Raw genomic sequence first — 22,189 nt, 5'->3', positions numbered from 1 at the left:
ACCACGAGCGGGCTCACCGGCCGGCCGGAGGCGCCCCGAACGGTTGCGACGCGAGGCGGTACAGCTCCGGCCATGGCGGACATCCCTGCTGCCCCGACCCCGCGGCCGGCGGGTCGCGCAGCACCTGGCCGTCGAGGAAGCGGTCCACGGCACGGTGGACGTGCGGGGTGATCGGCAGGTAGGGGTGGGCCTCCCGCACGGGGCAGACGTCCACGGCACCGTCGATGCGCCAGCCGTCGGGCATCACGGCGAGGTCGCTGGAGGCCGTCACCGCCAGGGCCGCGACGTCCTGAGGCAGGGGCTGCGCGAACACGGTCGCGGCCGCATCGGGACTGGCGAGCAGCTCGCGGCTCAGTGATGCGTCGACGTCGAAGTCGAAGTCGACCACCGCGGCAGCGGGTGCGAGGAACCGGAACAGGGCCCCGCCGACGATGCCTGGACCGGGTTCGCCCGGCGGCGGCCAGGCCAACGGGCTGGACGGGAACGGACCGATCAGGACCAGTGCGGCGAGGCCGTCGATCCGCTCCTCAACGGCGGCCTGCCAGGCGACCCACGCCGCCTGCGAGTGAGCGAAGACGACGATCGGCGGCTCGAGGCCAGCCGTCTGCTCGGCGAGCAGGTCGACCTGCTCCTCGAAGGGCCGCTGGGTGTCCTCGGGCACGTAGGGGGCACCGGCGTCGAGTGGGCAGACCGCGACACCCTGGGGCTGGCCGTCACCGGGCCCGGCGTAGGAGTAGTAGGTGAACTGCTCGCAGGTGAAGCCGACGTAGGCGGGCCGAAGGGTGAAGATCGCGCCCTCGCCGGAGGCGGAGTTGATGCCCGACATGATGACCGCCGAGCCGTCCCTCGTTGCCGTCGAGGCGGTCCAGGGCGCGTCGCGGGTCACCACCGTCGTGCCCCAGAGCGCGAGCCCCAGCACGGTCACGGCGGCCAGGCCGCGCCCGGGCCGTGCGGGGGCCGGACTCCGGAGCCTGGCGATCGTCGCGAGTGTCAGCAGCCCGGACGCAGGCACGGCCAGCCACAGCGACTGCGGACGCCAGCGCTCGGCAACGGCGCCCAGCACCACCAACGCCGCCACGTAGGCGAGCAGGACCGGGGCTCGCAGTCCAGCCCGGGCCGCCCCCCGCCAGGCACGGGAGAGCCGTCCGACCAGCGGGCGGTCGGCGGCCGCGGAGCGCCCGGCGGCATCCCCGGTTCCCTCGCTCCATGGCGCGGCCGCCAACGCCACGAAGACCAGCCCGAGCACGAACAAGGCGGCCCCGAAGAGACGCGAGTACAACGCCGCGTGGGCGATGAAGTCGAACTGGGCCGCGAGCAGCAGCGGCAACCACGCGACGGCATAGAAGGTCGCTGCCAGCCGCCAGCGCGGCCGCTCGGCGTCGATGAGCAGGGCGAGCACGGTGATCCGCACCGCCAGCAGGACGGCCATGCCGGCGACCGCGGCCGGCCAGGTACTGGCGCGTGCGAGGAGCCACCGCAGGTCCGCCGCGAGGTCCAGTGGCGGCAGTGCGACCAGGTGCAGGCTCCCCGACCAGCGCGGTACCGCACCGGCCGCCACGCCCAGCGTGACCAGCCCGACGAGGATGGCGTAGGCCACCACCCCCGTACGAGCCGGCCAACGAAGCCTCATGCCGCGACGGGCTGCCGCTCACCGTCCGGCGTGATGTCCTCGATCTCGATGTGCTCGTAGGGGCCGGCCTGGGCCAGGAACTCGTCGAACTCGCGCATCGAGAGCGGACCGGGCAGGGGATAGCGCGCCGGCACCTGCTTCATCGCCCGGTGGTAGCGGGCGTAGTGCGCGAAGTCGTGGGGGAACTCGTCGAGGTCGGCCCCCAATGTCGAACCCTGCGTGCGTGCGCGTGCCAGGAGCTCGCGCCAGTCGTCCGGGGACGGGATACCGACGGCTTGCACGCCGTGCTGGAACAACGCGAGATGGATCTCGTCGAAGGGGTCACGGCCGTCGAGGAACTCGTGGAGTGCATCCAGTGACGGCTGCATGTTGAAGCGCATCCAGTACGGCACCGAGCCGGTACGGAGGATCCAGTGCGGATCGTTGATCACGAAGGATCCGACCATCAGCCGGTTCGCCGGGATGCGCCGCCGTCGGTACCACCAGCGATACAGGTCGGCGACCAGGGGACTGAGGTCGTCAGGCCCGTCGAACACGATCCGCCGGACGCGGTAGCGGCGCTCCCTGGCGAAACGCAACACGTCGTCGCGCAGCGACTCCTCGAAGCCCCACTCGGCTTCGGGGCTGACGGTGTCGGGCTCGGGTCCGTCCCAGCGGCGTTTGGGGGAGTCGTAGCGTTCGAGGTAGCCCTCGACCCGCTCGCTGCCCTCGTGGAACTCGCGTTCGGTCGCACCGCCGACGGCGCCGTGCTGGAACACGTGCCGGTCCCCGATGCGGGTCGTGTTCCACCGCGTGCGGCACTCGTACAGCAGCACCGTCCCCCCTGGCGGCAGCCGGTCCGCCAGGAAGCGTTCGTAGCCGTCGCCGAGGTTTCGACGCTTGACGCGGAAGTAGGTCAGTACCCGGACCATGAGCCGGTCCTGGTTGGCATCGTGCATGTGGTGCAACTGCCAGTCCGGGTTGGCCTCCATCAGCTCGCGGCCGGGTTCGATGCCGCGCTCCATCGCTTCGGTCGGGTCGTCGGGATGGACGGGCTGGCGGACCGGCAGGAACACCGTCTGCGGCAGCCACGGGCTGCCGAGCGCGGCGTTGAGGTTGACGGCGGCGCCGCTCGACGAACCGACGGCGACCGCCGGATACCGGCGCTCGGGGTACTCGTCGAGCAGCCATTCGCCGATGTCGTCGAGGTCGATGCTGCCCATCTTGCGGGGCGAGGTGGTCTCCAGCGCGCCGCTGACGATGAACAACTGCTCCCGTGCCTTCCTCGGCAGCAGGTTGGCGAGGGCGACCGGCGGCTCGAGCGCCCGCGGATTGCCCAGCGCGGGCCAGTCCTCGCCGCGCAGGTATGCGGCGGTCGCGAGCACCATGGCGGTCGCGGAGTCGAAGCCCGCTACGAAGGGTGGAGGGGAGGCCATCGGAAAATCGCCGTCCTTTCGGTTCTCGATGCTGCGGTGGTGGGTGGGGCGGTCGGTGCGTCAGGGCGTTGGGTCAGGCGGCTCGCGCGCCGGCCCCATGCGCCGTACCCAGATCGGCGTCCGGGCGGCGGAGGAAGGCAGCGACGACGCGCGCCGTCTGCAGGGGCATCTCGTGGTTGATCGCGTGGGTGGCGCCGGGCAGCCGGACCCGTTCCCCGTCGGGCAGCAGCCCCGCGACCTCCTCGGCCCAACGGTCGTCGACGATCGGGTCGCGGCTGCCGCGGATGACCAGCGTCGGGACCTCGAGGTGGGGCAGCTTGTCCTCGATCGCGTCGTTCATCGCATGGCGGAACGTGGCGACCGCGCGACCGAGGCCGGCACGCAGGTAGTCGCGGAACAACAGGCGCTGCAGGCTGCCGCTCTGGGTCTTCATCTCGCGTCGCCAACGTCGCAGCTGCTCGTCGTAGCGACGGGCCCGCGGGTCGATCGTGGGTCCCAACAGGACCAACCGGCCGGCGAGGTCGGGCCGTGCCATGAGCGCCTCGGCGGCGACCTGGCAGCCGTAGCTGTTGGCCACGACCGCCGCGTCCGCGAGCCCCCGGGCATCCATCCACGCGATGAGGGCCCGAGCGAGGTCGCGGGTGTCCAGCGCCTCGGCGGGCCCTTCGGTGCGACCGAACCCGGGCAGGTCCGGCGCGTGGACGGTCCACTCCCGGGCCAGGTGCTCGGCAAGGGGTACGTGGTAGGCGCTGCTGACCACCAGGCCGTGGACGAGCACGACCGGCCGTCGGCCGGTCGTGTCGAATCGCTGCCAGACGCGGCTGGCCACCCTCCACCGGCCGGCACGGACCTCGTGCCAGCGCGGTGTCGGGGTCGCCGTCGCACGCTGGCTCATGCGGCGTTCCGGCGCTTGAGCCCGACGGCGGTCGCGGCCGCGACGGCACCGGCGAGCGCGAGCGTGCGGCCCGGGTTTCCGGCACGGGCCGGCTTCCAGCCCCCGCTGACCGAGATGCCGTGCGGAACCGGCTCGAACACGTTGCCGGCCGTCGGCGTCTCCGCCTCGTCGGTCAGGTGCGCGGCGGCCATCGGCTTCGCTGCCGCACGCTCGGTCATGCCGGGGACCAGTCGCATGAACAACAGGGCCGGGCGGGTCGATGCCCCGACCGGCACCTCGCGGCGCGGTCGCTTGATGTTCTTGACGATGGCGGCGGCGACCCGGGCGGCGTCCACCGTCGGTTCCGGCGGCTTGATCCGCTTGCCGGTGCGGTTGGCGGCGTGCTGGAACAACGGCGTGTCGACCGGGCCCGGCATGATCAACGCGAAGTCGATGCCCTTGACGTCCCTCGTCTCCTGGCGCAACGACTCGGTCAGGCCGCGGATGGCGTACTTGCTGGCCACGTACGCGCTCTGTAGCGGCGCGGGGACCTTCGAGAGCACCGAACCGACGTTGACGACGACGCCGTGTCCCTGCTCACGGAACCACGGCAGCGCGGCGCGGACACCGTTGACGTAGCCGAACAGGTTGGTCTCCACCACGCGGCGCCATTCGTCGAGCGGCACCTCCTCGAATCGGCCGTACTGGTTGACCGCCGCGTTGTTGACCCAGGCGTCGAGGCGGCCGTAGCGGCCGATGGCCTCCGCGGCGACGCGTTCGAGCGCGGTCGCGTCGTTGACGTCGGCCACCTCGATGTCGAGGCGGCGACGGGTGTCCCCGTCGAACTCGTCCGCCAGGTCCTGCAGCGCGTCCTCGCGGCGGGCGACGGCGACCACCGTGCTGCCGGCGTGAAGCAGGGCCTTCACCGTCGCGCGGCCGATGCCGCTGGATGCGCCGGTCACGACGACGACCGCGTCCTTGAGTTTCGTTCCCACGTCGGCACCTCGGGTCATTGTTGGGGCGGTCTCCCAAGGTGACGTACGCCGACGCGGCCGCTGGGGTCGGTCGGACACCCGGCATTCGTCGCCATCGGTCCGAGATGACCGGCCGGTCGTGACGCCGGAAATGGCGACGCCCCGGCACATGGCCGGGGCGTTAGCAGCGGAGGGAGAGGGATTCGAACCCTCGAGACCCTTGCGGGCCTACTCGCTTTCGAGGCGAGCGCACTAGGCCGGACTATGCGATCCCTCCAGCGGCGCGGAGGGTACGCCGTCGGCGCCCGAACCGGCAACCGGCACGCACGCGCGTCCGCGTCGCCGGGGGGCACGCACCCGGACGGGTCTGGTCAGCTCGGTTCGGATCCGGCACGGACCAGCACGCCGCGGTCGAGGTCGCGCACCGAGGCGATCCCTGCCAGCGCCAGCGTGAGGTCGAGGTCGGCGAGCAGGCAACGGAACACGTGTCGGACCCCGTCCTCGCCGGCCAGTGCGAGTCCCCACACCCACGGGCGTCCGATCAGCACCGCCTTCGCACCCAACGCGATCGCGACCGCCGCATCGGCGCCGGTGCGCACGCCGCTGTCGAACAACACGGGTACCTCGTCGGCGACGGCCGCGACCACCCCCGGCAACGCGTCGAGGGACCCGATCGCGTTGTCGACCTGCCGTCCGCCGTGGTTGGACACCACCAGTCCGGCGACGCCGGCGTCGATGGCGAGGCGGGCGTCGTCGGGGTGCTGAATGCCCTTCACCAGCACCGGGAGCGGCGAACGGGCGCACAGCTCACGCAGGTGGCTCCACGTCTGGGCGGGATCGGAGAAGACCTGGATCCAACGCATCACTGCGGCCTGCGTCGCCGACAGGTGTTCGTTCGGTTCCGCCACCCCGGCGGCGAAGACCGGGTCGGTGAGGTAGTTGGACAGCCCTTCGGCGTGCAGGAAAGGTAGGTAGGCGGTGGCGAGGTCGCGGGGACGCCACGCGAGCAGGCGGGTGTCGAGCGTGATCATCACCGCCTCGTACCCCGCGTCGGCCGCGCGCTGGAGCAGGCTGTCGGTGACCGGGTCCTCGGCGGGCCAGTAGAGCTGGAACCAGCGGGGCCCCTCGCCGGCCGCGTCGGCGACCTCCTCGAGCGGGAAGGACGACACGGTCGAGAGCACCGAGGGCAGCCCCAGCCCGGCCATCGCCCGGGCCACGGCCTTCTCCGCCTCGGGATGGACGATCGAGAGCACCCCGACCGGTCCGGCCAGCAGCGGCGCCGGGAGCGTGCGGCCGAGGAGTTCCACCTCGAGGTCGCGCTCGGCGACGTCGACGAGCATTCGCGGCACCAGGCGCCAGCGCCCGAAGGCCTCGCGGTTGGCCGCAGCGGTGCGTTCCGCCCCGGCGCTGCCCGCCACGTAGCCGAACGCGCGGTCGTCGAGGTGGTCGCGGGCCCGGGCCTCCAACGCGTCGTAGGTGACCGGCAGCTCCGGGACCTGGCCCCCCATGCCGGCGAAGTACAACTCGTACTGGAACGTGTTGAAGCCCACGTGCGCCTCTCCCGTCTCGGCAGTCGCGGCAACCGTAGGTGGCGGCTCGCCGAGCGATGGACTCAGCGGCTGGCGCGTGGCCGTCGTCGGGCGGCGAAGAATTCGCGCAACAGCGCCGCGCCCGCTTCGGCTTCGACGCCACGAACGACCGTGACGGTGTGGTTGAGCCGGGGGTCGCGCGGAATGTCGTAGAGCGCGCCGACCGCGCCGGCCTTGGGGTCGTCCGCGGCGAACACCAGCCGCGGCAGCCGGGCGAGCACCAGCGCACCTGCGCACATCGTGCAGGGTTCGAGGGTGACGTAGAGCGTGCATCCGGCCAGGCGCCAGGAGCCCACCACGTCGGCGGCCTGCCGCAGCGCCAGGATCTCGGCGTGCGCGGTGGGATCGGCGTCGACCTCCCGCCGGTTGTGCGCCCGCGCCACCACCTCGTCGCCACGGACCACGACCGCGCCGATCGGCACGTCGTCGTGGGCCGACGCCAGCTCGGCCTCGGCGATCGCCTCCCGCATCCAGGTCACGTCGTCCATCGTCGGGCAGGCTATGCCGTCACCGGCGCGACTCGACCAGCGCTACGTTCAGCGGCCGGGCCGGTGGGGACCGCCGGCGCAGGGGCACCCGAGGTCGCGACCGTGGAACATCACCCCGGGGTCGAGTTGCAGATGCTCGACACCACCGTGCAGGCGCAACGCGACATCCTGCGGGCGAGGCGCCCGGAGGACGTCGTCGCCGCGCTCGAACGCGCGGTGACCCGACTGGGGGGCGACCTGGTCCGGGCCCACGTCGCCGGCGGCGAGGCGCTGCACGTCGACATCGGGCTGGGCGTGCGGGGACCACTGCTGCCCTGCGCCGCTCCCGACGATCCGGCCCGCAGCCACCTCGAGCACGTGCTGCCCGGCCTGGTCGAGGACGGCCAACGGATGGTGCAACGGCTGTGGCGACTGGCCGAGCGTGACGACCCGACGCTGCACGACGACCTGACCGGCGCACTGCACGCCACGGCGACGACCCGGCTGATCGGGCGGTCGGCGCCCGGCACGGCTCTCGTCGGGTTCGGACTCGACCCCTCGGGGGCCGTCGAGCGTCTCCATGGCACGGCCAGGCTGCACCACCTGCTGCACCAGTTGGCCATGAGCGTGCGCAGCGAACTGGACGTCGACGAGCGCGTGGGGCGCCTGCACGGCCTCGCCGTGGTGGCCGTCCTTCCCCGCCCGGAGGGTGACCATGCGCGCGTGCTGCGGCGGCGTCTCGAGGACCGGTGGCGCCGCCGTCCCGACGCGACCGGCATCGCCCTGCGCGCCGCGGTGACGGTGACCGGCGACGAGCCGATCGACGCCCTGGCGCGACTGCGCGACGAACTCGGCCTGGGACGCGACGACGCGGCGCGAGGTACCACGTGAGCCGCCCGGGCCCGACGGGTGGCCGGCCGCTCCGAACCGAGGTCCGCGACCCGGAGCTGGTCGAGGCGTTCGTCGCCTACTTCGAACTGGCCGACCGCCACGGCGCCGCGACGCACGCCCGAGCACAGCTGCGCGCCGGTCGCCCGGCCGACGAGATCCGCGACGCCGTCGGTCGCGCGCAACGACGCGTCGGTGAACTGTGGCAGAGCGGCCGTTGGACCATCACGCAGGAGCACGCGGCGACCGCCGTCGCGGAAGCGGTCCTCGCGAGCCTCGACGACCACCTCGGCGACGTCGCTGCCGTCGGGCGCGTCGCGATCGCCGCCGCCGACGGCGAATGGCACGCACTGCCCGCGCGGCTGGCGGAGCACGCCTTCGCCTGCGTCGGCCTGGACACGGTGTTCCTCGGCGCCGGCCTGCCCGCCACCGACGTGGCCAGGACCCTGCCCGCGCTGGGGGTCGACGCGCTGGCCGTCAGCGTCACCATGCCCTCGAACCTGACCGGTGCCGCGCGGACCGTGGCGGCCGGCCACAGTGCCGGACTGCCGGTGCTGCTGGGCGGTGGCGCCAGTTCCGTCTCGCGGGCACGGGCCCTGGGCGCCGACGCCCATGCCCCGTCGGTCGAGGCGGGGACGCAGACCGTCCTCGGCTGGATCCGGCACCGCACCCGGCCGACCGGGATCGCTCGTCTACGCGACGCCGAGGCCGACGGGTTGCGCCGCGCGCGGACGCGCCTGCTGAGCGAGGCGGTCACGGCCGTCGAGGACGGGGTGGCCGCTGCGGGCACCGACGCCGCCATCGACCAGACCGTCGAGGACCTCGAGCAGCTCTACGACCACCTCGCCGCCGCGGTGCTGGTGGACGACCCGGCGGTGTTCACCGACGTCGTTCCCTGGCTCGCCGACGTCCACCGTGGCCGCCGGCTGCCGACGACGCTGCTGGCACTGGAGCTCGGCGCACTCGAGTCGGTGCTGGCGGACCATCCCGCGGCACGTTCGCTGGTACGGGATGGGCGGCACGGCGGGGTCACCGGCTGAGGCAGACTCGTGACGACCGAAAGGACCACCATGCTCAACACCCGCACCTACCACGTCCCCGACATCTCCTGCGACCACTGCCGCAACTCGATCGAGGGCGCGCTCGACGACGTCGCCGGCGTGGACTCGCGCATGGTCGACATCGAGAGCAAGACCGTGGTCGTCACGGGCAGCGCCAGCGAGGACGCCGTCACCAAGGCGATCAGTGATGCGGGCTACGAGGTCGAGCGCGTCACCGGTGCCGGCTCGATGGGCGGCCACCCCGGCCCGATGCCGTGATCGCGCTCACGCGTCCAGCGTGAGTTCCTCGATCTGGTTCTTGCCGTAGAAGGCGATGGAGCGCACCCCGTGCCGGCGCATCACGCCGGCGATCGTGCGCTTCTCGTCCTCGCGGGCGTCGTCGTCCTCGGCGGAGAGCCCCGCCTGCACCACGGCGTTGCCCTGCCCGAGTTCGTCGTTGAGGTTCTCGAGCCGTTCCGCCTCGTCGCCCAGTGCCTTCTGCACGGTGCGCATCGCCTTGCCCAGCGCGCCATGCTCCTCGCCCTTCGGGTCGAGCTGTTCCTCGCCGGTGTCGCCGGTCAGCACCTCGACGTCCGTCGCGCCGGCCTCGGACAGCGACTGCCGGAGATCGTCGACCGCACTGCGGTCGTCGAGCACCCCGACGACCTTCTCGGTCGGATAGACGAGCATGTCCTCGCTCACGTCGTTCTCCTCGCACTCGGACGCGGTGTCCCGGGCGGCGTGTCCCGCCTGCGGACCGCCATGACAGTCCCCCCGGGCGGCCGTGTCCACCGCTGCGGGTGCCCATCCGGGCAGCGCCCGTACCAGCGCTGACCGCCGTCGGTCCCCGCAGTAGGGTCGGCTACCGCCCGGTCGCCGCCGTCGGCGTGGAGAACGCGAGGAGTGTCGTGACGTCCCAGCTCGATCCCACCACCGCGGTGGACGTGCTCCGCCAACTGCACGACCAGCTCGGGCCGGTCGATCCCGACGCCCGCGCCATCGTCGGCCTCCAAGCCACCGGTCCGGGCGCCGTGACCCTGGTCGACGTCACCATGCAGGAGAACGGGATCCTCGAGGCTCCGGACGGATCCGACGGCCTGGTGGTGGTCACCTCCGAGGACGTGGCGGCCGAGGACGAGGCCGAGGTCGTCACCCTGCAGCAGCTGGTGTGCGTGCTGCGCGGAGGTGCGGAGGTCGGTGTCTACCGCGTGGCCGACGGCGACGACGTGGCCGCCTGGTCGACCGCCGACCCCGACGACCTCGATGCCCAGGCGCTGCGACCCCGCGACGCCGCCGCCAACACCGCCAGACGGGCGTTCGGGCTGCCGTCGTTGGTCGACGTCCCGCCCGTCACCGACCTGTACGCGCGCACATGGCTCCTCGCGGTCACGGGCGAGGCGGTCGAGCGCTTCGACGCGGCGGACGGCCCCCGTGAGGTCGACCCGGCCGAACTGGCCGAGGTCGCCGGGCGTCCGCCGCTCGGCGACGGGCTCGACCCGACCACGGCGACCTGGGACGACGTCCACCGGCACGCGCGCGAAGGGACGCTGGAACTGGGGCCGTTCACCGTGGACCCGGCGCACGCCGACTGGCTCGACGCGGCCGGGCTGGCCCAGGTGCTCGACCGGACGCTCCCCTCGACCGAGCAGTTGCTGGCCACCCTGCACGTGGTCGGCGACGACGACCTGCTCGCCTGGGCCATCGGGTGGTTGACCGAGCGGGCCTGGTACCAGCCCGGATGACGACCGGCGCCCTCCGTCCTCAGGTCGGGCGCGCACCGCCGGGGACCTCGGATCCCGGCCCGATACGTTCCCACGTTCCCGCCACAGGAGCCCCCATGTCCCGCCCACGCGTCGCCGCGCCCGGTGTCGAGGTGGTGCTGGTGGCGCTGGTGGCGGACAGGCAGCCGCCGTCGCGGTTGCGCGAGCGGTGGGGCGCGGCCGACGTGCGCGAATTCTTCGGGCTCGTGGTCCGCTGCGGCGGCACGGGCGACCACAGGGGCTTCTGAGCGCGTGTCCGCCACACCCGCTGCCGCCTACCCCGGTCCTGATCTCCTCGGCCGGGGCGTCGTCGTCGGAGCGGGCGCACCGGTGCCGCCCGGCTTCGACGGGGTCCGGCGATTCGTCGTCGACGACGAGGTGGCGGCATCGCCTGCCGCCCTGGCCGCCGTCCTCCACCACCGCTGGCTCAGACGACAGCGATTCGTGCTGGAGCTGGCCACCGACAACGACGCCCTGCGCGAACCCGAGCTGACCTCCGCCGCGCCCCACACCCTGCCCGACGACTTCGCCTTCCACCGCGAGCGGCTGCACTTTCTCACCTGGGCCAACAGCTACGACCTGCGAGGCAGCCACCCGATCTGGTGGCACGGCGAGCTGGCGCAGCGACGCGGCGACGCGACCGCTGGCACGGATGCGGACATCATCCTGCCCGACGGTCGCGACGCATGGGTCGACGGTGGCCCGCGGGGCCCGCTCACCGGCCCGGTGGACGCCGCACTCGTCCACCGCGAGTCCGTGGGCCTCGGTCGGCTCACCGTCCAGGGCGAGGCCGCGCCGCGCGACGCCCTCGCGGCCGATCAGCTGGCCGCGGTCACGCACCGCGCCGGCCCGGCCCGCGTCATCGCCCCCGCCGGATCCGGCAAGACCCGCGTGCTGACGGCCCGCCTGAAGCACCTGCTGAGCGATCGCGGCGTCGAACGCGAGCTGGTCACCGCGTTGGCCTACAACACCCGGGCGGCGCAGGAGATGCGTGACCGCACCGCCGGGACCGGCGCGTCGATCCGGACACTGCACTCGCTGGCGCTGTGGATCTGCAACCTCGACGAACGCCGCGACGTCATCGGCGAACGCGACCAGCGGGGCCTGCTCGACCGACTCCTCACCGTGGCCCGGATCCCGAACCAGGACCCGTTCCAGCCCTACCTCGAGGCCCTCACCGAGGTCCGGCTCGCCCTGCGCGATCCCGTCGAGGTCGAGGCCGTGCGTGGCGACGTCGACGGCTTCGCCGAGCTGTTCCCCCGCTACCGGGAGCTGCTGGCCGAGCGGCGCCTGCTCGACTTCGACGAACAGGTCTACCGCGCCCTCGAGCTGCTGCTGACGCGACCGGACCTGCGCCGGACCGCGCAGCGCGTGGGCACCCACCTGCTGGTCGACGAGTTCCAGGACCTCACGCCCGCGTTCCTGCTGCTCGTGCGGCTGGTCGCCGGACCGTCGATGCAGGTGTTCGCCGTCGGCGACGACGACCAGACCATCTACAGCTACGCCGGTGCGACGCCGGACTACCTCGTCGACTTCGACCGCTGGTTCCCCGGAGCCGAGCACCATGCCCTCGAGGTCAACTACCGCTGCCCGCCCGCCGTCGTGGACGCGGCGGTGTCGCTGCTCGGGCACAACCAGCGTCGGGTGCCGAAGCGGATCCGTGCCGGGCTGGCCGACGACCGACCCCGTGCGACGCCCGTCACCGGCACGTCGCTGGTGGAGACGTCGTCGTGAGCGCTACCTCGCCGGCCACCAGCGACGTCGGGCGGGACCAAGCCCTCGCCATCCACCGCGTCACCGCCGGCGCCATGGCCGAGCGCGCCGTCGCCCTCGTCCGCGACCGCCTCGACGGCGGCGCTGCCGCGAACCAGGCAGCGGTGCTGGCGCGGGTGAACAGCGCGCTGCTGCCGGTGCAGGTCGCCCTGACCGAGGCCGGTGTCGGCCACTCCGCCCCGCTGGACGCCAGCGTGCTCGGCCGCACCGGGGTGCGGACCGCCCTGGCCTACCTGCGTCTCGGGCTCGACCTCGACCGCTGCCAGCGTGACGACCTTCTCGACACGCTCAACCGGCCGGCGCGCAAGGTGAAGTCGGCGGTGCAGCCGCACCTGCGCCGCTCGACGCGCTGGTCCATCGGCCAACTGGAGTCCATGGCCGACGCCCTCGATCCCAGCCACCGCGAACGCTGGACCGGCTATCTCGGTGACCTCCACCACCTGTCCGCCGCCATCACCGACGGGGCCGACACCGCACGCGTGCTGTGGATCGTGCGCAACCGCATCGGGCTGGGCGAGGCGATGGAGGCGCTCGACTCCTCGCGCACGCGCCCCGAGGGATCCAGCCACGGCGACGACCTCGACGCGCTCGAGCAGCTGGCCGCCCTGCATCCCGACCCGGCCACCTTCCGCGACTGGCTGGTCGACCGGCTGCGGGTGCCGGCCGACCCCGACGGCGTCGTGCTGTCCACGGTCCACCGCGTCAAGGGCATGGAGTGGGACCACGTCGTGGTGTTCGCCGCCACCGCCGGCCTGTTTCCCCACCGGCTGTCCGAGGACGTCGAGGAGGAGCGGCGGGTGTTCCACGTCGCCGTGACCCGGGGGCGCCGCCGCGTCGACGTGGTCGCGGACCGCGAGCGGACGTCGGCGTTCGTCGCCGAGCTGCACCGCGCCGGCGACGCGGTCACCGCACCGCGTGACGCCGCCGCGACGCTGCCGGAGCACGTGACCGCGAGGACGCGGCCCGACGGCGCGATCGTCGCCCAGCCCGGACTCCGGATCGGCCTGCCCGGCGGACTCGACGCCCGCGTCACCGTGGTCGACCCGGCCGGCGTCGCGGTCGACGTGGACGACGACGGACACCCGGTGGCGCTCCGGCTGCCCTACGGCGCGGCGGTGACGGTCGACGGGCGCCGTGCCACGCTCGCGCCGGCGCCTCGCACCACGCGACCGCGGGCCACCGCCAACGGCGGTGTCGGCGACCTCGGGGGACGTCTGCTCGGCGACGACGAACCGCCGATGGACGACACGCTCTACGAGGCGCTGCGGCAGTGGCGGACCCGAATCGCCGCCGAACAGGGGGTTCCGCCCTACCTGGTGTTCCACGACCGGCACCTGCAGGTGATCGCGGGTCGCCGTCCCACGACGCTGCGCGAGCTGGCCGGCTGCCCCGGCGTCGGACCCACGAAGCTCGAGCGTTACGGCGACGACCTCCTCGACGTCGTGGCATCCGCCACCACCCCCTGACCCGGTCGCGGGCCGCCGGACCTCGGTGGGGGCCGGATAGCCTGCGCGCCGACCACGAGGTAGCGATGGCCACGCGACGCACCAAGCTCACGGGGGCAGCCGTCGGCCTGGCCGGCATCGTCGGCGCCGCGGCGACCTGGGAGTGGAGCCGGCGCCGCAACCTGGCCCAGCTGCTCGCCGACCCCGAGCGCGACATCCTCGACGCGCCCCTGCCGGGAATGGGCCGCACCGTCGTGTCGGCGGACGGCACACGACTCGCCGTGTGGGAGGCCGGGCCGATCGACGGGCCCGTGGTGGTCTTCGCGCACGGCTGGGGCATGGGCGTGCGGTTCTGGATCCACCAGCTGCGTGAGCTCAGCAACGACCACCGCGTCATCGCCTACGACCAGCGCGGCCACGTCGCCAGCGGCCGGGCCGCCGACGGCGACTACTCCACCGACGCCTTCGCCGCCGACCTCGATGCGGTGCTCACCACGTGCGTTCCCGCCGACCGCCGCGCGCTGCTGGTCGGTCACTCCATGGGGGCGATGAGCATCATCGCCTGGGCCGACGCGCAGCCGGGCCCCGTGGCGGACCGCGTTCACGGGGCCGTCCTGGCCAGCACCGGCGTCGACCAGCTCAACTCGACCTTCTTCGCCGAGCTCGGCTTCGCGAAGCTCGTCGCGGACACCCTCGGCGCCCGCGCGTTCACGTCGAGGCTGCCGCTCCCGCACGGTCCCTCGCCGGTGGGGCATCGCGCCACGGCCTACATCGCCGTCGGCAAGGACGCGCCCCCGTCGGCCATCGTGCTGACCGAGCAGCTGTTCCTCGACTGCCCGGCCGACGTGCGCTCCGCCATCGGGGTCACGATCGGTCGACTGGATCTGCGGCACGCCCTTGCCAAGCTGTCGGTGCCGACCACGGTCGTCGTCGGCACCGACGACCGGCTGACACCGCCGGTGCATGCGCAGCGACTGGTCGAGGCGTTGCCGGACGCCGAGTTGCTGGAGTTCGAGGGGGCCGGGCACCAGGCCCCGCTGGAACGTCACCACGACTTCACGAAGCTCGTACGACAGCGGGCGGTCCAGGACGCCTGAGCCGGCAGCATGCGAGGATCGTCAAGCCGGCGTGCAATGGTGCCGGGTCGTTCGTCGTCGTCGCAGCCGCATGGCATCATCGCCCGCCGCCCCGCCGGGCTCGGGCGCTGCCGCGCCGGCCCCCGCACCGGCCGCAGTTCCACGTCACCACCCCTGTGAAGGTTGCCTCGTGCGTCGATCCCTGCGTCTACGCCGGTGGCAGAAAGAGGCGCTGGACCGGTTCGAGACCACCGCGAGGCGCGACTTCCTCGCCGTCGCCACGCCGGGCGCCGGGAAGACGACGTTCGCGCTCACCGCTGCCGTGCGCGACCTCGGGCGTCACCCCCATCGTCGTCTCGTCGTCGTGGCGCCGACCCAGCACCTGAAACACCAGTGGTCGAACGCAGCCGCGAACTTCGGGCTGCACCTCGAGCCCGAATGGGCCTCCGCCGAGGCGTTTCCGCACGACATGCACGGCGTCGTCGTCACCTACCAGCAGGTGGCGGCCCAGCCCCGCGCCCTGCGCGGACCGTCCGACGACGCCTTCGTCGTCCTCGACGAGGTCCACCACGCCGGCACGGAACGGGCCTGGGGCGACGGGGTGTTCCAGGCGTTCGAGTTGGCCGCGCACCGCCTGTCGCTGTCCGGCACGCCGTTCCGCAGCGACCAGAACCCGATCCCGTTCGTGGCCTACGACTTCGAGGAGGCCGTCGCCGACTACGTCTACGGCTACGGCGAGGCCCTCAAGGACGGCGGCGTCGTCCGGCCGGTGTTCTTCCCACGCATCAACGGGCAGATGGAGTGGTCCACGCCCGAAGGCGCGATCGTGTCGGCCACCTTCGACGACCACCTCGACCGCACCCTGTCCTCGCAGCGGCTGCGTACGGCGCTGTCGCCCGACGGCGAGTGGCTGCCCACCGTCCTCGAACAGGCGCACACCCAACTGCTGCGCCTGCGTGAGTCGCAGCCCGACGCCGGTGGTCTCGTCATCGCGATGGACGTCGAGCACGCGCGGTCGATCCAGAAGCTGCTGAAGGCGGGCCACGGGGTCGACGCCGTCGTCGCCACCTCCGACGACCCGCTGGCCAGCGAGAAGATCGCCGACTTCGCGGCCGGTCGCGACCCCTGGATCGTCGCGGTGCGGATGGTCTCCGAGGGCGTCGACGTCCCACGACTGCGGGTCGGCGTCTACGCCACCAACACGGTCACCGAGCTGTTCTTCCGACAGGCGGTGGGGCGCCTCGTGCGCTGGTCGGGGTCGCTGCGCCGTCAGAAGGCGTTCATGTTCATCCCCGACGACTTCCGACTGCGCACGTTCGCGACCCAGATCGCCGAGCAGCGGACCCACAGCCTCAAGCGACGCGAGGAGGAGGGCGACCAGGACCCGGTGGACCTGCTCGACCAGCTGCCTCCCGAGGGCGAGGACCAGCTGTCGTTGTTCGCCGCCATCTCCGCCACGGCCGTCGTCGACCACGACCCGTCCTCGATCTTCGACGACCACCATCCCGAGGACCTGGTCCACGACCCGGCGCTCGAGGACTTCTCGCTCGAGATCGAACTGGCCCCGCCGCCACCCCGCGCCGGAGGTGGTGCCGAAGGCGCGCCGGGCACGACCCTGACCGTCAGCCGGACCCAACGCAAGCGTGAACTGCGACAGGCGAACACGGACCGGGTCCGGATGCTGACCCACCTCACCGGCCTGGCGCCAGAGGTCATCAACGGCCGCCTCAACCGCGAGTCCGGCGTTCGGTCCATCACCGAAGCGACCGTCCGTGACCTCGAGCGCCGCCTGCGCGCCGCCGACACGTGGATCGACCGGGCATGACGGACCGCGTCGCCACCGAGCGCCCGCGTCGGCGCGGGTAGCGTGCCCACGCGACGAGTCGGGAGTGGGGTGTGGCAGAGCTGTTGCCCTTCGTCGGCCACGTCGTGGCCGGCGGTGGCGCGCACGCGGTGGTCGCCCCGCCCTACGACGCGCTGACGCCGGCCCAGCGCACGGCCATGGCGGCCGCCGACCCGCGCAGCTTCCTCAACGTGCTGCCGCCCTCGGGTCCCGAGGTGGAGGCCGACCTCGAACACACCCTGCGGGCCTGCCGCCGCAACCTCGACCGGCTGCTCGGTGACGGCCACTTCCGCCCCATCGCGGACCCGGCGCTCGCCGTGGTCGCCATCGGGACCGGCGCCGACCGTGCCACCGCGATCGTGGGCGACCTCGAGGTGGGCGCCTTCACGGCGACCGGAGAGGACCGGGTGCTGCCACACGAACGGGTCCGCCCCGCCCGGGTGGCGAACCTGGTGCGCTACCTCGAGGTGGTCGGGATCGCCTCCAGTCCGGTCGCCCTGACCCATCGCCCGCATCCCGCGGTGCCCGCGGCGACCGCGGCCGCGACGGCACGTCCGCCGGACGTGGCCTACCGCGACGAGGCGGGGACCGACCTCGCGCTCTGGCTCGTCGACGACGCCGACCTGCAGGCCGAACTGCGCGCCGCCGTCGCGGCCGCCGGCCGCCTCTTCGTCGCCGACGGACACCATCGCGCCGCCGCGGTCGCCGCGCACCGGCCCGGGACCGGCCGCGTGCTGTCCGCCATCCTGCCCGGTGACCACCTCCGCATCCTGCCGTTCCACCGTCGCATCCACGGCCTGGGCACGCCCGTGCCCGCCGAAGCGTTGCTGCAGCGACTGCGGGACCGAGGGCTGCTGCTCCAACCGCTGGACGGGGCCTCGCCGCCGGCGGTGCCGGGAATCGTCCACCTCGCGATCGGCGGCACGTGGTGGGCGGTCGACCTGCGTGAGCGGCGCACGGGGGCGGGGCCGGTGGAGTCGCTCGACGCGCGGCGCGCCGAACGCGAGGTCCTCGCCCCGCTGCTGGCGGCGGCCGAGGACCCCGGAACCGACACCGATCCCGCGAACGACCCGCGGGTCGTCGCCGTACCGGCGCCGCAGGGACTGGCGTCGCTGGCTGCGCCGGACGTGGTCGGCGTGGCGCTCGCCCCGCCGGCGCTCGAGGACGTCCTCGCGGTCGCCGAGGCGGGCGAGGTCATGCCGCCCAAGACCACCTATGTCCTGCCGAAGCTGCGCAGCGGCCTGCTGGTCGTCTCCCGCTGACCCGCGGCCGCGGCGCGGCGGCTACCGACGCATCGGCACCGCGCCAGGTTGCACCGGGATGCCGCGGTGTGCGCGGGCACGCGGGCGGTCGGCTCGCACGCAACGTCACCGGGCCGGTCGGCGTCGAAGCCGATGTACCCCTGCCCGCACGTCCGTGTGAGACCGAGATGACCACCACCTCCTCCCTTCCGCGCCGGCTGCTGACCGTCCTGTTCGCCTGCACGCTGCTGCTGGGCGTGCTGCAGGCCGCGACGGCGACACCCGCCGAAGCCGCCACCGTCGTCGCGCCGGCGAAGTCCGGGACCGGCAAGCGCGTCGTCTACTCCGCGCCGCAGCAGCGGGTCTGGCTGGTCCGCGCCGACAACACCGTCGCCCGCAGCTACCTGGTGTCGGGGCACAAGGGCAACACCCTGCCGCCCGCCGGGACCTACCAGGTCCGCTCGAGGTCGGTCACGACCCGCTCGCTCGACGGCAAGGTCACCATGAAGCACATGGTGCGCTTCCACCACGCCGGCCGCGCCTGGGTCGGGTTTCACTCGATCCCGCGTGACCGGGCCGGCCAGCCGATCCAGACGACGAAGCAGCTCGGGACACCGTTGTCGGCGGGGTGCATCCGCCAGGCAGACGACGCCGCCAGGACGCTGTACGACTTCGCGCCCGTGGGTACCAAGGTCGTCGTGCTCCGTTGAACGCCTCCGCCCTGATCCGCTGCCCGCTCCACCCCCGGGCGCTCGTGCCGCGGCGTCCGGACCTACCCTGCCGCGTATGGATGCCGAACTCGATCGCACGCTGCGTGACCACGGCCACCGGGTGACCCAGCCCCGGCGGGCCGTGTGGCGCGCGTTGCGGGCCGGTCACGGCCACCGCACCGCGGACGAGCTCGCCGCCAGCATCGCGGCCGGCGGCGACGAGGTGGACACCGCCTCGCTGTACCGGACGCTGGCGCTCTTCGAGGAGCTCGGGCTGGCGCGCGTCACCCGGCTGGGCGACCGCGACGCCGGCCGCTGGGAGCTCGCACACCCCGACGAGCACTTCCACCTCGTCTGCCGGGTCTGCGGTGACGTCGACCACCACGTCGGAACCCTGGTCGCCGAGATCCGACGGCACCTCGCCGACGGGCACGGCTTCGCGGTCGAGCAGGTGGAGCTGGTCGTCAACGGGCGCTGCGCCACCTGCCAGCGGGACGCGACGAGCCGGTCGTGACCACGGACACGGATCCCGTCACCGTGGTCATCAGCCGACTCGTCCGGGCCGGCCGCGAGGCCGCGTACGAGACCTGGGTCCACGACGTCGGGTTGATCCTGGCCCAGTTCGACGGCGCCGAGGGGGTCACCGTGCTGCCTCCGGGCACGGCCCACAGCGGGCCGGAGTGGGTGCTGGTGCTGCGGTTCCGCGATCGCGAGGCGATGATGCGGTGGAAGCGGTCCGACCTGCGCGCGCGCTGGATCGAACGGCTGGACGACCTCACCATCGACACCGGGGCGTGGGAGGAACAGAGCGGGCTCGAGACCTGGTTCACGCTCGCCGACCGCCCCACCCCTGCCGGGCCGCCACCGCGATGGAAGCAGGCGTTGCTGACGACGCTGGGCCTGGTGCCGTTGCTCCTGCTGTCGTCGGTCGCGCTCGGCCCGGTGACCCGCGGCTGGCCGGCCTGGCTGCAGACGGTCGTGGTGACCCCGGTCCTGGTGGCGCTGATGACGTGGGCGGTCATGCCAGCCGTCACCCGCGCCGCCTACCGGTGGCTCTACCCCGTCGGCCGGTGAGCCGATGGAGCAGGGCAACCACGCGAGAGGATCCGCCGTCCCGATCCGTGACTTCGACCACACCCTGCGGGCCGCCCGGCGCGGCCGGCAGTCGGCCTGGGACGCGATCTACCGCGACCTCGCGCCCCGCCTGCTGGGCTATGCCCGCGCCCAGGGCGCGCCAGACCCCGAGGACCTGGTCGGCGAGGTCTTCCTCGAGGTGGTCCGTTCGTTGCCACGTTTCACGGGGAGCGCCGAGGAGCAGTTCCGGGCCTGGGTCTTCACGATCGCCAGACGGCGGCTGATCGACGTCCGTCGACGCGCCGGCCGGCGGCTGTTGCAGCTGAGTGCACCGCAGGAGCTGGAGGCCGCGCTGGGCGGCTTCGACGAGGACGCACTGGCGCGGTTGTCGCTGGAGCACGTGTTGGACCTGCTCGGTCACCTCTCCGACGACCAGCGTGAGGTGCTCGTGCTGCGGCTGGTCGTCGGGCTGCGGACCGGTGAGATCGCAGCGGTGACCGACCGCCACCCCGAGGCGGTCAAGGGACTCGCCAAGCGCGGCCTGGCGCGTCTGCGCGAACGGTTGGCCGTCGGCGAGCGCCACGCGGACGCCGACGTGGCGGACGAACCCACCCCGCCCCCACTCGGAGGCGGCCGACGATGACCCGCCCGAGGACGAAGGTGTTGCGCCGCCCATGACCGACCACGACCCGCTCGACGAACTCACCGGCCCGCAGGACGATCCGCGGGTCGAGGTCGTCCTGTGCACGATCGCCGACCGGTTGCAGGCGCCCCCCGACGAGATGACCGCCCGCCGCCATCGCCGTGCGATCGTGGCCGAGCTGCCGCTGGGCCCCGTCGGCATCCTGCGCCGATCCGGGATCGCCGGGGTCGCGGCGGCCGTCGCGGTGTTCGCGCTCGCCCTGGGAGGCCTGCTGCCGGCCCCGGTTCAGCAGGTGGCGGCCGATGCGGCCGCCAGGGTCGGCATCCTGCTGCCGCGCCCGACCGCCGAGGTGCCACCCGGGCCGGCACCCACGGCGCCGGGTCGCGCGACGGAACGCACCGACGTCGACCCGCCGGAGGGCGCTGGAAACGACCGCGCAACGGTCGAGCACGACCCGGCGTCCGGTCCCGCACGATCCCCGTCGCGCGCCGCCGATGGCCCGAGCGGACCACCGGCCGAGGTCCCGTCGGGCCAGGCGGACCTACCCGCGGGCTCCCGGACCCGGCCCGGCGACCGTCCCCCGGCCGCCGACCCACACGATGCCGGCCGCAGCGCACAGACGAACCGGCCTCGACCCGAGGGCACCTCCGAGTCCCGGCCCGAGCGACCGCCCACACCCGCGCCCGACCGACGCCCCGCAGCTCCGCCCGTACCGCCGGGCGCGGGTCCAGACGCCAGCGGCAGCGGCGCTCCGGATGCCAGCGGGAGCGCGGGTCGGGGTCCGGCATTCGACGCCGGTGATCGCCCCGAGGCAGCCGGTCGCGCGGACGCAAGCCCGCCGGCCGACGGCAACCAGGGCGGGCAGGTGTCGTCTGCACCCGCGCCAGAAGGAAACCGTCGGTTCATGACCACCCGTGCGGGAAGCGCGCGGGGCGACGATGTGACGCCCCCGGATGCTGCCGAAGGACGATGACGAGGTCGAAGGTGTCCGTCCGTGACCGACCGGTCACGCTGAGCGAGTGAGATCACCGGTGAGTTTCGTTGAGTCCCTGCTGGCCGTCCTGGCCAACAAGATCGTCGCCAGCGCCGCAATCGGCGGCCTGACCGTCGCCGGCGGCGTCGTCGCCGCCGACCGCCTCGAGCCGGCGCCCCCCACCGATCCCCTCGAACGGATCGCGTCCGGGCAGCAGGACGAAGGTGAGGACGCGGACGACCTCGCCGGGCCCGTCGAGCAGACGACCGCCGCGGACGAGACCGACGAGTCGTCCGGGTTCGACGCCGAAAGCGTCGAGGACGGCGACCTGGACGACGGCGACCTCGAGGACGGCGACCTCGAGGACGGCGACGAGGAGGGCGACCGCGGCCGTTCCGCCGCCGTCCACGCCGTGAAGGAGAGCGGCGAGGTCGAGCCCGGCAGCCGTGAGTTCGGCCGGGCCGTCGCCGCCGCCGCCAGCGAGGGGCGTTCCGAGCAGCGGGGTCGCTCCGCCGAGGCCCGTGCCGAGCGGGAACCGCAGGACCCGGCAACGACCGAGCGTCCGGCCGCGCCCACGGAGCCCGCAGCGGCTGGGCAGGAGCGCGCCGAGCAGAACCGGCAGGCGGCGCAGGAGAAGCGCGCCGCCGCGCAGGACCGCCGGCCCGAGACCGACGAGTCCGACGACGCCGACGAGGCCGACGCCGAGGACGCGGATGCGTCGGTGCGCCCCGAGGCGGCTGCCGGCCGCGGGCGCGGCTGACCGCATCCCCACCG

Annotated in this window: 23 protein-coding genes and 1 tRNA gene; 16 read left to right on the top strand and 8 right to left on the bottom strand. The window is 73.5% G+C overall.

Annotated elements, in window-relative coordinates; translation table 11 throughout:
• Positions 1 to 13 precede the first annotated feature (13 nt).
• From ACERMF_RS01405 to tadA, 7 genes are all read right to left on the bottom strand, one after another.
• On the bottom strand, positions 14 to 1,600 hold the full coding sequence (locus ACERMF_RS01405; protein WP_373667228.1) for a hypothetical protein: 1,587 nt from the start codon (positions 1,598 to 1,600) through the stop codon (positions 14 to 16).
• Between the two features lie 26 nt (positions 1,601 to 1,626).
• Positions 1,627 to 3,045, bottom strand: a complete 1,419-nt coding sequence (locus ACERMF_RS01400) for a hypothetical protein (protein WP_373667227.1) — start codon at positions 3,043 to 3,045, stop codon at positions 1,627 to 1,629.
• A 73-nt stretch (positions 3,046 to 3,118) separates the two neighbouring features.
• Complete coding sequence (locus ACERMF_RS01395) at positions 3,119 to 3,940, bottom strand: alpha/beta fold hydrolase (RefSeq protein ID WP_373667226.1); 822 nt, start codon at positions 3,938 to 3,940, stop codon at positions 3,119 to 3,121.
• The gene (locus tag ACERMF_RS01390) at positions 3,937 to 4,914 is read right to left on the bottom strand and encodes an SDR family NAD(P)-dependent oxidoreductase (protein ID WP_373667225.1); all 978 of its coding nucleotides are present in this window, start codon (positions 4,912 to 4,914) and stop codon (positions 3,937 to 3,939) included. Before ACERMF_RS01390 ends, ACERMF_RS01395 begins: the two co-directional genes overlap by 4 nt.
• A gap of 167 nt (positions 4,915 to 5,081) precedes the next feature.
• A tRNA-Ser gene (locus ACERMF_RS01385) sits at positions 5,082 to 5,170 on the bottom strand.
• Positions 5,171 to 5,264: 94 nt separating this feature from the next.
• Positions 5,265 to 6,401, bottom strand: coding sequence for an alpha-hydroxy-acid oxidizing protein (locus ACERMF_RS01380; protein WP_373667446.1), 1,137 nt, complete (start codon positions 6,399 to 6,401; stop codon positions 5,265 to 5,267).
• A 104-nt stretch (positions 6,402 to 6,505) separates the two neighbouring features.
• Positions 6,506 to 6,970: a tRNA adenosine(34) deaminase TadA gene (gene tadA / locus ACERMF_RS01375; protein WP_373667224.1), complete on the bottom strand. Its 465-nt coding sequence runs from the start codon at positions 6,968 to 6,970 to the stop codon at positions 6,506 to 6,508.
• Positions 6,971 to 7,072: 102 nt separating this feature from the next.
• Between tadA and ACERMF_RS01370 the strand changes: the two genes are divergently transcribed.
• Genes ACERMF_RS01370 through ACERMF_RS01360 form a run of 3 tightly spaced genes read left to right on the top strand, consistent with a single transcriptional unit; the run spans position 7,073 to position 9,156 of the window.
• Positions 7,073 to 7,840: a hypothetical protein gene (locus ACERMF_RS01370; RefSeq protein ID WP_373667223.1), complete on the top strand. Its 768-nt coding sequence runs from the start codon at positions 7,073 to 7,075 to the stop codon at positions 7,838 to 7,840.
• Complete coding sequence (locus tag ACERMF_RS01365; RefSeq protein WP_373667222.1) at positions 7,837 to 8,877, top strand: B12-binding domain-containing protein; 1,041 nt, start codon at positions 7,837 to 7,839, stop codon at positions 8,875 to 8,877. The genes ACERMF_RS01370 and ACERMF_RS01365 overlap by 4 nt, the downstream gene beginning before the upstream one ends.
• Before the next feature lie 30 nt (positions 8,878 to 8,907).
• Positions 8,908 to 9,156 (top strand): heavy-metal-associated domain-containing protein, encoded by a 249-nt coding sequence (locus ACERMF_RS01360; protein ID WP_373667221.1) that lies wholly within the window; start codon positions 8,908 to 8,910, stop codon positions 9,154 to 9,156.
• Positions 9,157 to 9,162: 6 nt separating this feature from the next.
• Here ACERMF_RS01360 and ACERMF_RS01355 read toward each other — a convergent pair whose 3' ends face one another.
• The gene (locus tag ACERMF_RS01355; protein ID WP_373667220.1) at positions 9,163 to 9,579 is read right to left on the bottom strand and encodes a hypothetical protein; all 417 of its coding nucleotides are present in this window, start codon (positions 9,577 to 9,579) and stop codon (positions 9,163 to 9,165) included.
• 206 nt (positions 9,580 to 9,785) lie between these two features.
• Between ACERMF_RS01355 and ACERMF_RS01350 the strand changes: the two genes are divergently transcribed.
• The 13 genes from ACERMF_RS01350 to ACERMF_RS01290 all read left to right on the top strand — a co-directional run bounded on the left by ACERMF_RS01350 (position 9,786) and on the right by ACERMF_RS01290 (position 22,175).
• A complete protein-coding gene (locus ACERMF_RS01350; protein ID WP_373667219.1) occupies positions 9,786 to 10,619 on the top strand; it encodes a hypothetical protein in 834 nt (277 codons plus the stop codon).
• Between the two features lie 95 nt (positions 10,620 to 10,714).
• Positions 10,715 to 10,885 carry a hypothetical protein gene (locus ACERMF_RS01345; protein WP_373667218.1) on the top strand — a complete coding sequence of 57 codons (171 nt, stop codon included), beginning with the start codon at positions 10,715 to 10,717 and terminating at the stop codon, positions 10,883 to 10,885.
• Between the two features lie 4 nt (positions 10,886 to 10,889).
• Positions 10,890 to 12,371: a UvrD-helicase domain-containing protein gene (locus tag ACERMF_RS01340; RefSeq protein ID WP_373667217.1), complete on the top strand. Its 1,482-nt coding sequence runs from the start codon at positions 10,890 to 10,892 to the stop codon at positions 12,369 to 12,371.
• The gene (locus tag ACERMF_RS01335) at positions 12,368 to 13,876 is read left to right on the top strand and encodes an HRDC domain-containing protein (RefSeq protein ID WP_373667216.1); all 1,509 of its coding nucleotides are present in this window, start codon (positions 12,368 to 12,370) and stop codon (positions 13,874 to 13,876) included. Before ACERMF_RS01340 ends, ACERMF_RS01335 begins: the two co-directional genes overlap by 4 nt.
• A 65-nt stretch (positions 13,877 to 13,941) precedes the next feature.
• Entirely contained in the window at positions 13,942 to 14,952 is a 1,011-nt protein-coding gene (locus ACERMF_RS01330; protein WP_373667215.1) for an alpha/beta fold hydrolase, read from the top strand.
• A 169-nt stretch (positions 14,953 to 15,121) separates the two neighbouring features.
• Positions 15,122 to 16,756 (top strand): DEAD/DEAH box helicase, encoded by a 1,635-nt coding sequence (locus tag ACERMF_RS01325; RefSeq protein WP_373667214.1) that lies wholly within the window; start codon positions 15,122 to 15,124, stop codon positions 16,754 to 16,756.
• Positions 16,757 to 16,827: 71 nt separating this feature from the next.
• Positions 16,828 to 18,036, top strand: a complete 1,209-nt coding sequence (locus ACERMF_RS01320) for a DUF1015 family protein (RefSeq protein ID WP_373667213.1) — start codon at positions 16,828 to 16,830, stop codon at positions 18,034 to 18,036.
• Between the two features lie 167 nt (positions 18,037 to 18,203).
• Positions 18,204 to 18,725, top strand: coding sequence for a L,D-transpeptidase (locus ACERMF_RS01315; RefSeq protein ID WP_373667212.1), 522 nt, complete (start codon positions 18,204 to 18,206; stop codon positions 18,723 to 18,725).
• Positions 18,726 to 18,801: 76 nt separating this feature from the next.
• Positions 18,802 to 19,239 carry a Fur family transcriptional regulator gene (locus ACERMF_RS01310; RefSeq protein ID WP_373667211.1) on the top strand — a complete coding sequence of 146 codons (438 nt, stop codon included), beginning with the start codon at positions 18,802 to 18,804 and terminating at the stop codon, positions 19,237 to 19,239.
• Positions 19,236 to 19,799 (top strand): antibiotic biosynthesis monooxygenase, encoded by a 564-nt coding sequence (locus ACERMF_RS01305; RefSeq protein ID WP_373667210.1) that lies wholly within the window; start codon positions 19,236 to 19,238, stop codon positions 19,797 to 19,799. Before ACERMF_RS01310 ends, ACERMF_RS01305 begins: the two co-directional genes overlap by 4 nt.
• A gap of 4 nt (positions 19,800 to 19,803) precedes the next feature.
• The gene (locus ACERMF_RS01300; RefSeq protein ID WP_373667209.1) at positions 19,804 to 20,442 is read left to right on the top strand and encodes an RNA polymerase sigma factor; all 639 of its coding nucleotides are present in this window, start codon (positions 19,804 to 19,806) and stop codon (positions 20,440 to 20,442) included.
• Positions 20,443 to 20,473: 31 nt separating this feature from the next.
• The gene (locus tag ACERMF_RS01295) at positions 20,474 to 21,415 is read left to right on the top strand and encodes a hypothetical protein (RefSeq protein WP_373667208.1); all 942 of its coding nucleotides are present in this window, start codon (positions 20,474 to 20,476) and stop codon (positions 21,413 to 21,415) included.
• A gap of 58 nt (positions 21,416 to 21,473) precedes the next feature.
• Positions 21,474 to 22,175: a hypothetical protein gene (locus ACERMF_RS01290; protein WP_373667207.1), complete on the top strand. Its 702-nt coding sequence runs from the start codon at positions 21,474 to 21,476 to the stop codon at positions 22,173 to 22,175.
• Positions 22,176 to 22,189: the final 14 nt, after the last annotated feature.

It is taken from the genome of Egicoccus sp. AB-alg6-2 (genome assembly GCF_041821025.1).
Classification (GTDB): domain Bacteria; phylum Actinomycetota; class Nitriliruptoria; order Nitriliruptorales; family Nitriliruptoraceae; genus Egicoccus.
Note: the sequence above shows the minus strand (reverse complement) of the source record. Positions and strands in the feature narration are given on the sequence as shown.

Bases quoted from the DNA above. Each gene is read 5' to 3' on its own strand.
- ACERMF_RS01400 (WP_373667227.1), bottom strand. From the start codon at position 3,045: ATGGCCTCCCCTCCACCCTTCGTAGCGGGCTTCGACTCCGCGACCGCC.
- ACERMF_RS01395 (WP_373667226.1), bottom strand. From the start codon at position 3,940: ATGAGCCAGCGTGCGACGGCGACCCCGACACCGCGCTGGCACGAGGTC.
- ACERMF_RS01380 (WP_373667446.1), bottom strand. From the start codon at position 6,401: ATGGGGGGCCAGGTCCCGGAGCTGCCGGTCACCTACGACGCGTTGGAG.
- tadA (WP_373667224.1), bottom strand. From the start codon at position 6,970: ATGGACGACGTGACCTGGATGCGGGAGGCGATCGCCGAGGCCGAGCTG.
- ACERMF_RS01360 (WP_373667221.1), top strand. From the start codon at position 8,908: ATGCTCAACACCCGCACCTACCACGTCCCCGACATCTCCTGCGACCAC.
- ACERMF_RS01345 (WP_373667218.1), top strand. From the start codon at position 10,715: ATGTCCCGCCCACGCGTCGCCGCGCCCGGTGTCGAGGTGGTGCTGGTG.
- ACERMF_RS01330 (WP_373667215.1), top strand. From the start codon at position 13,942: ATGGCCACGCGACGCACCAAGCTCACGGGGGCAGCCGTCGGCCTGGCC.
- ACERMF_RS01315 (WP_373667212.1), top strand. From the start codon at position 18,204: ATGACCACCACCTCCTCCCTTCCGCGCCGGCTGCTGACCGTCCTGTTC.
- ACERMF_RS01310 (WP_373667211.1), top strand. From the start codon at position 18,802: ATGGATGCCGAACTCGATCGCACGCTGCGTGACCACGGCCACCGGGTG.
- ACERMF_RS01300 (WP_373667209.1), top strand. From the start codon at position 19,804: ATGGAGCAGGGCAACCACGCGAGAGGATCCGCCGTCCCGATCCGTGAC.
- ACERMF_RS01295 (WP_373667208.1), top strand. From the start codon at position 20,474: ATGACCGACCACGACCCGCTCGACGAACTCACCGGCCCGCAGGACGAT.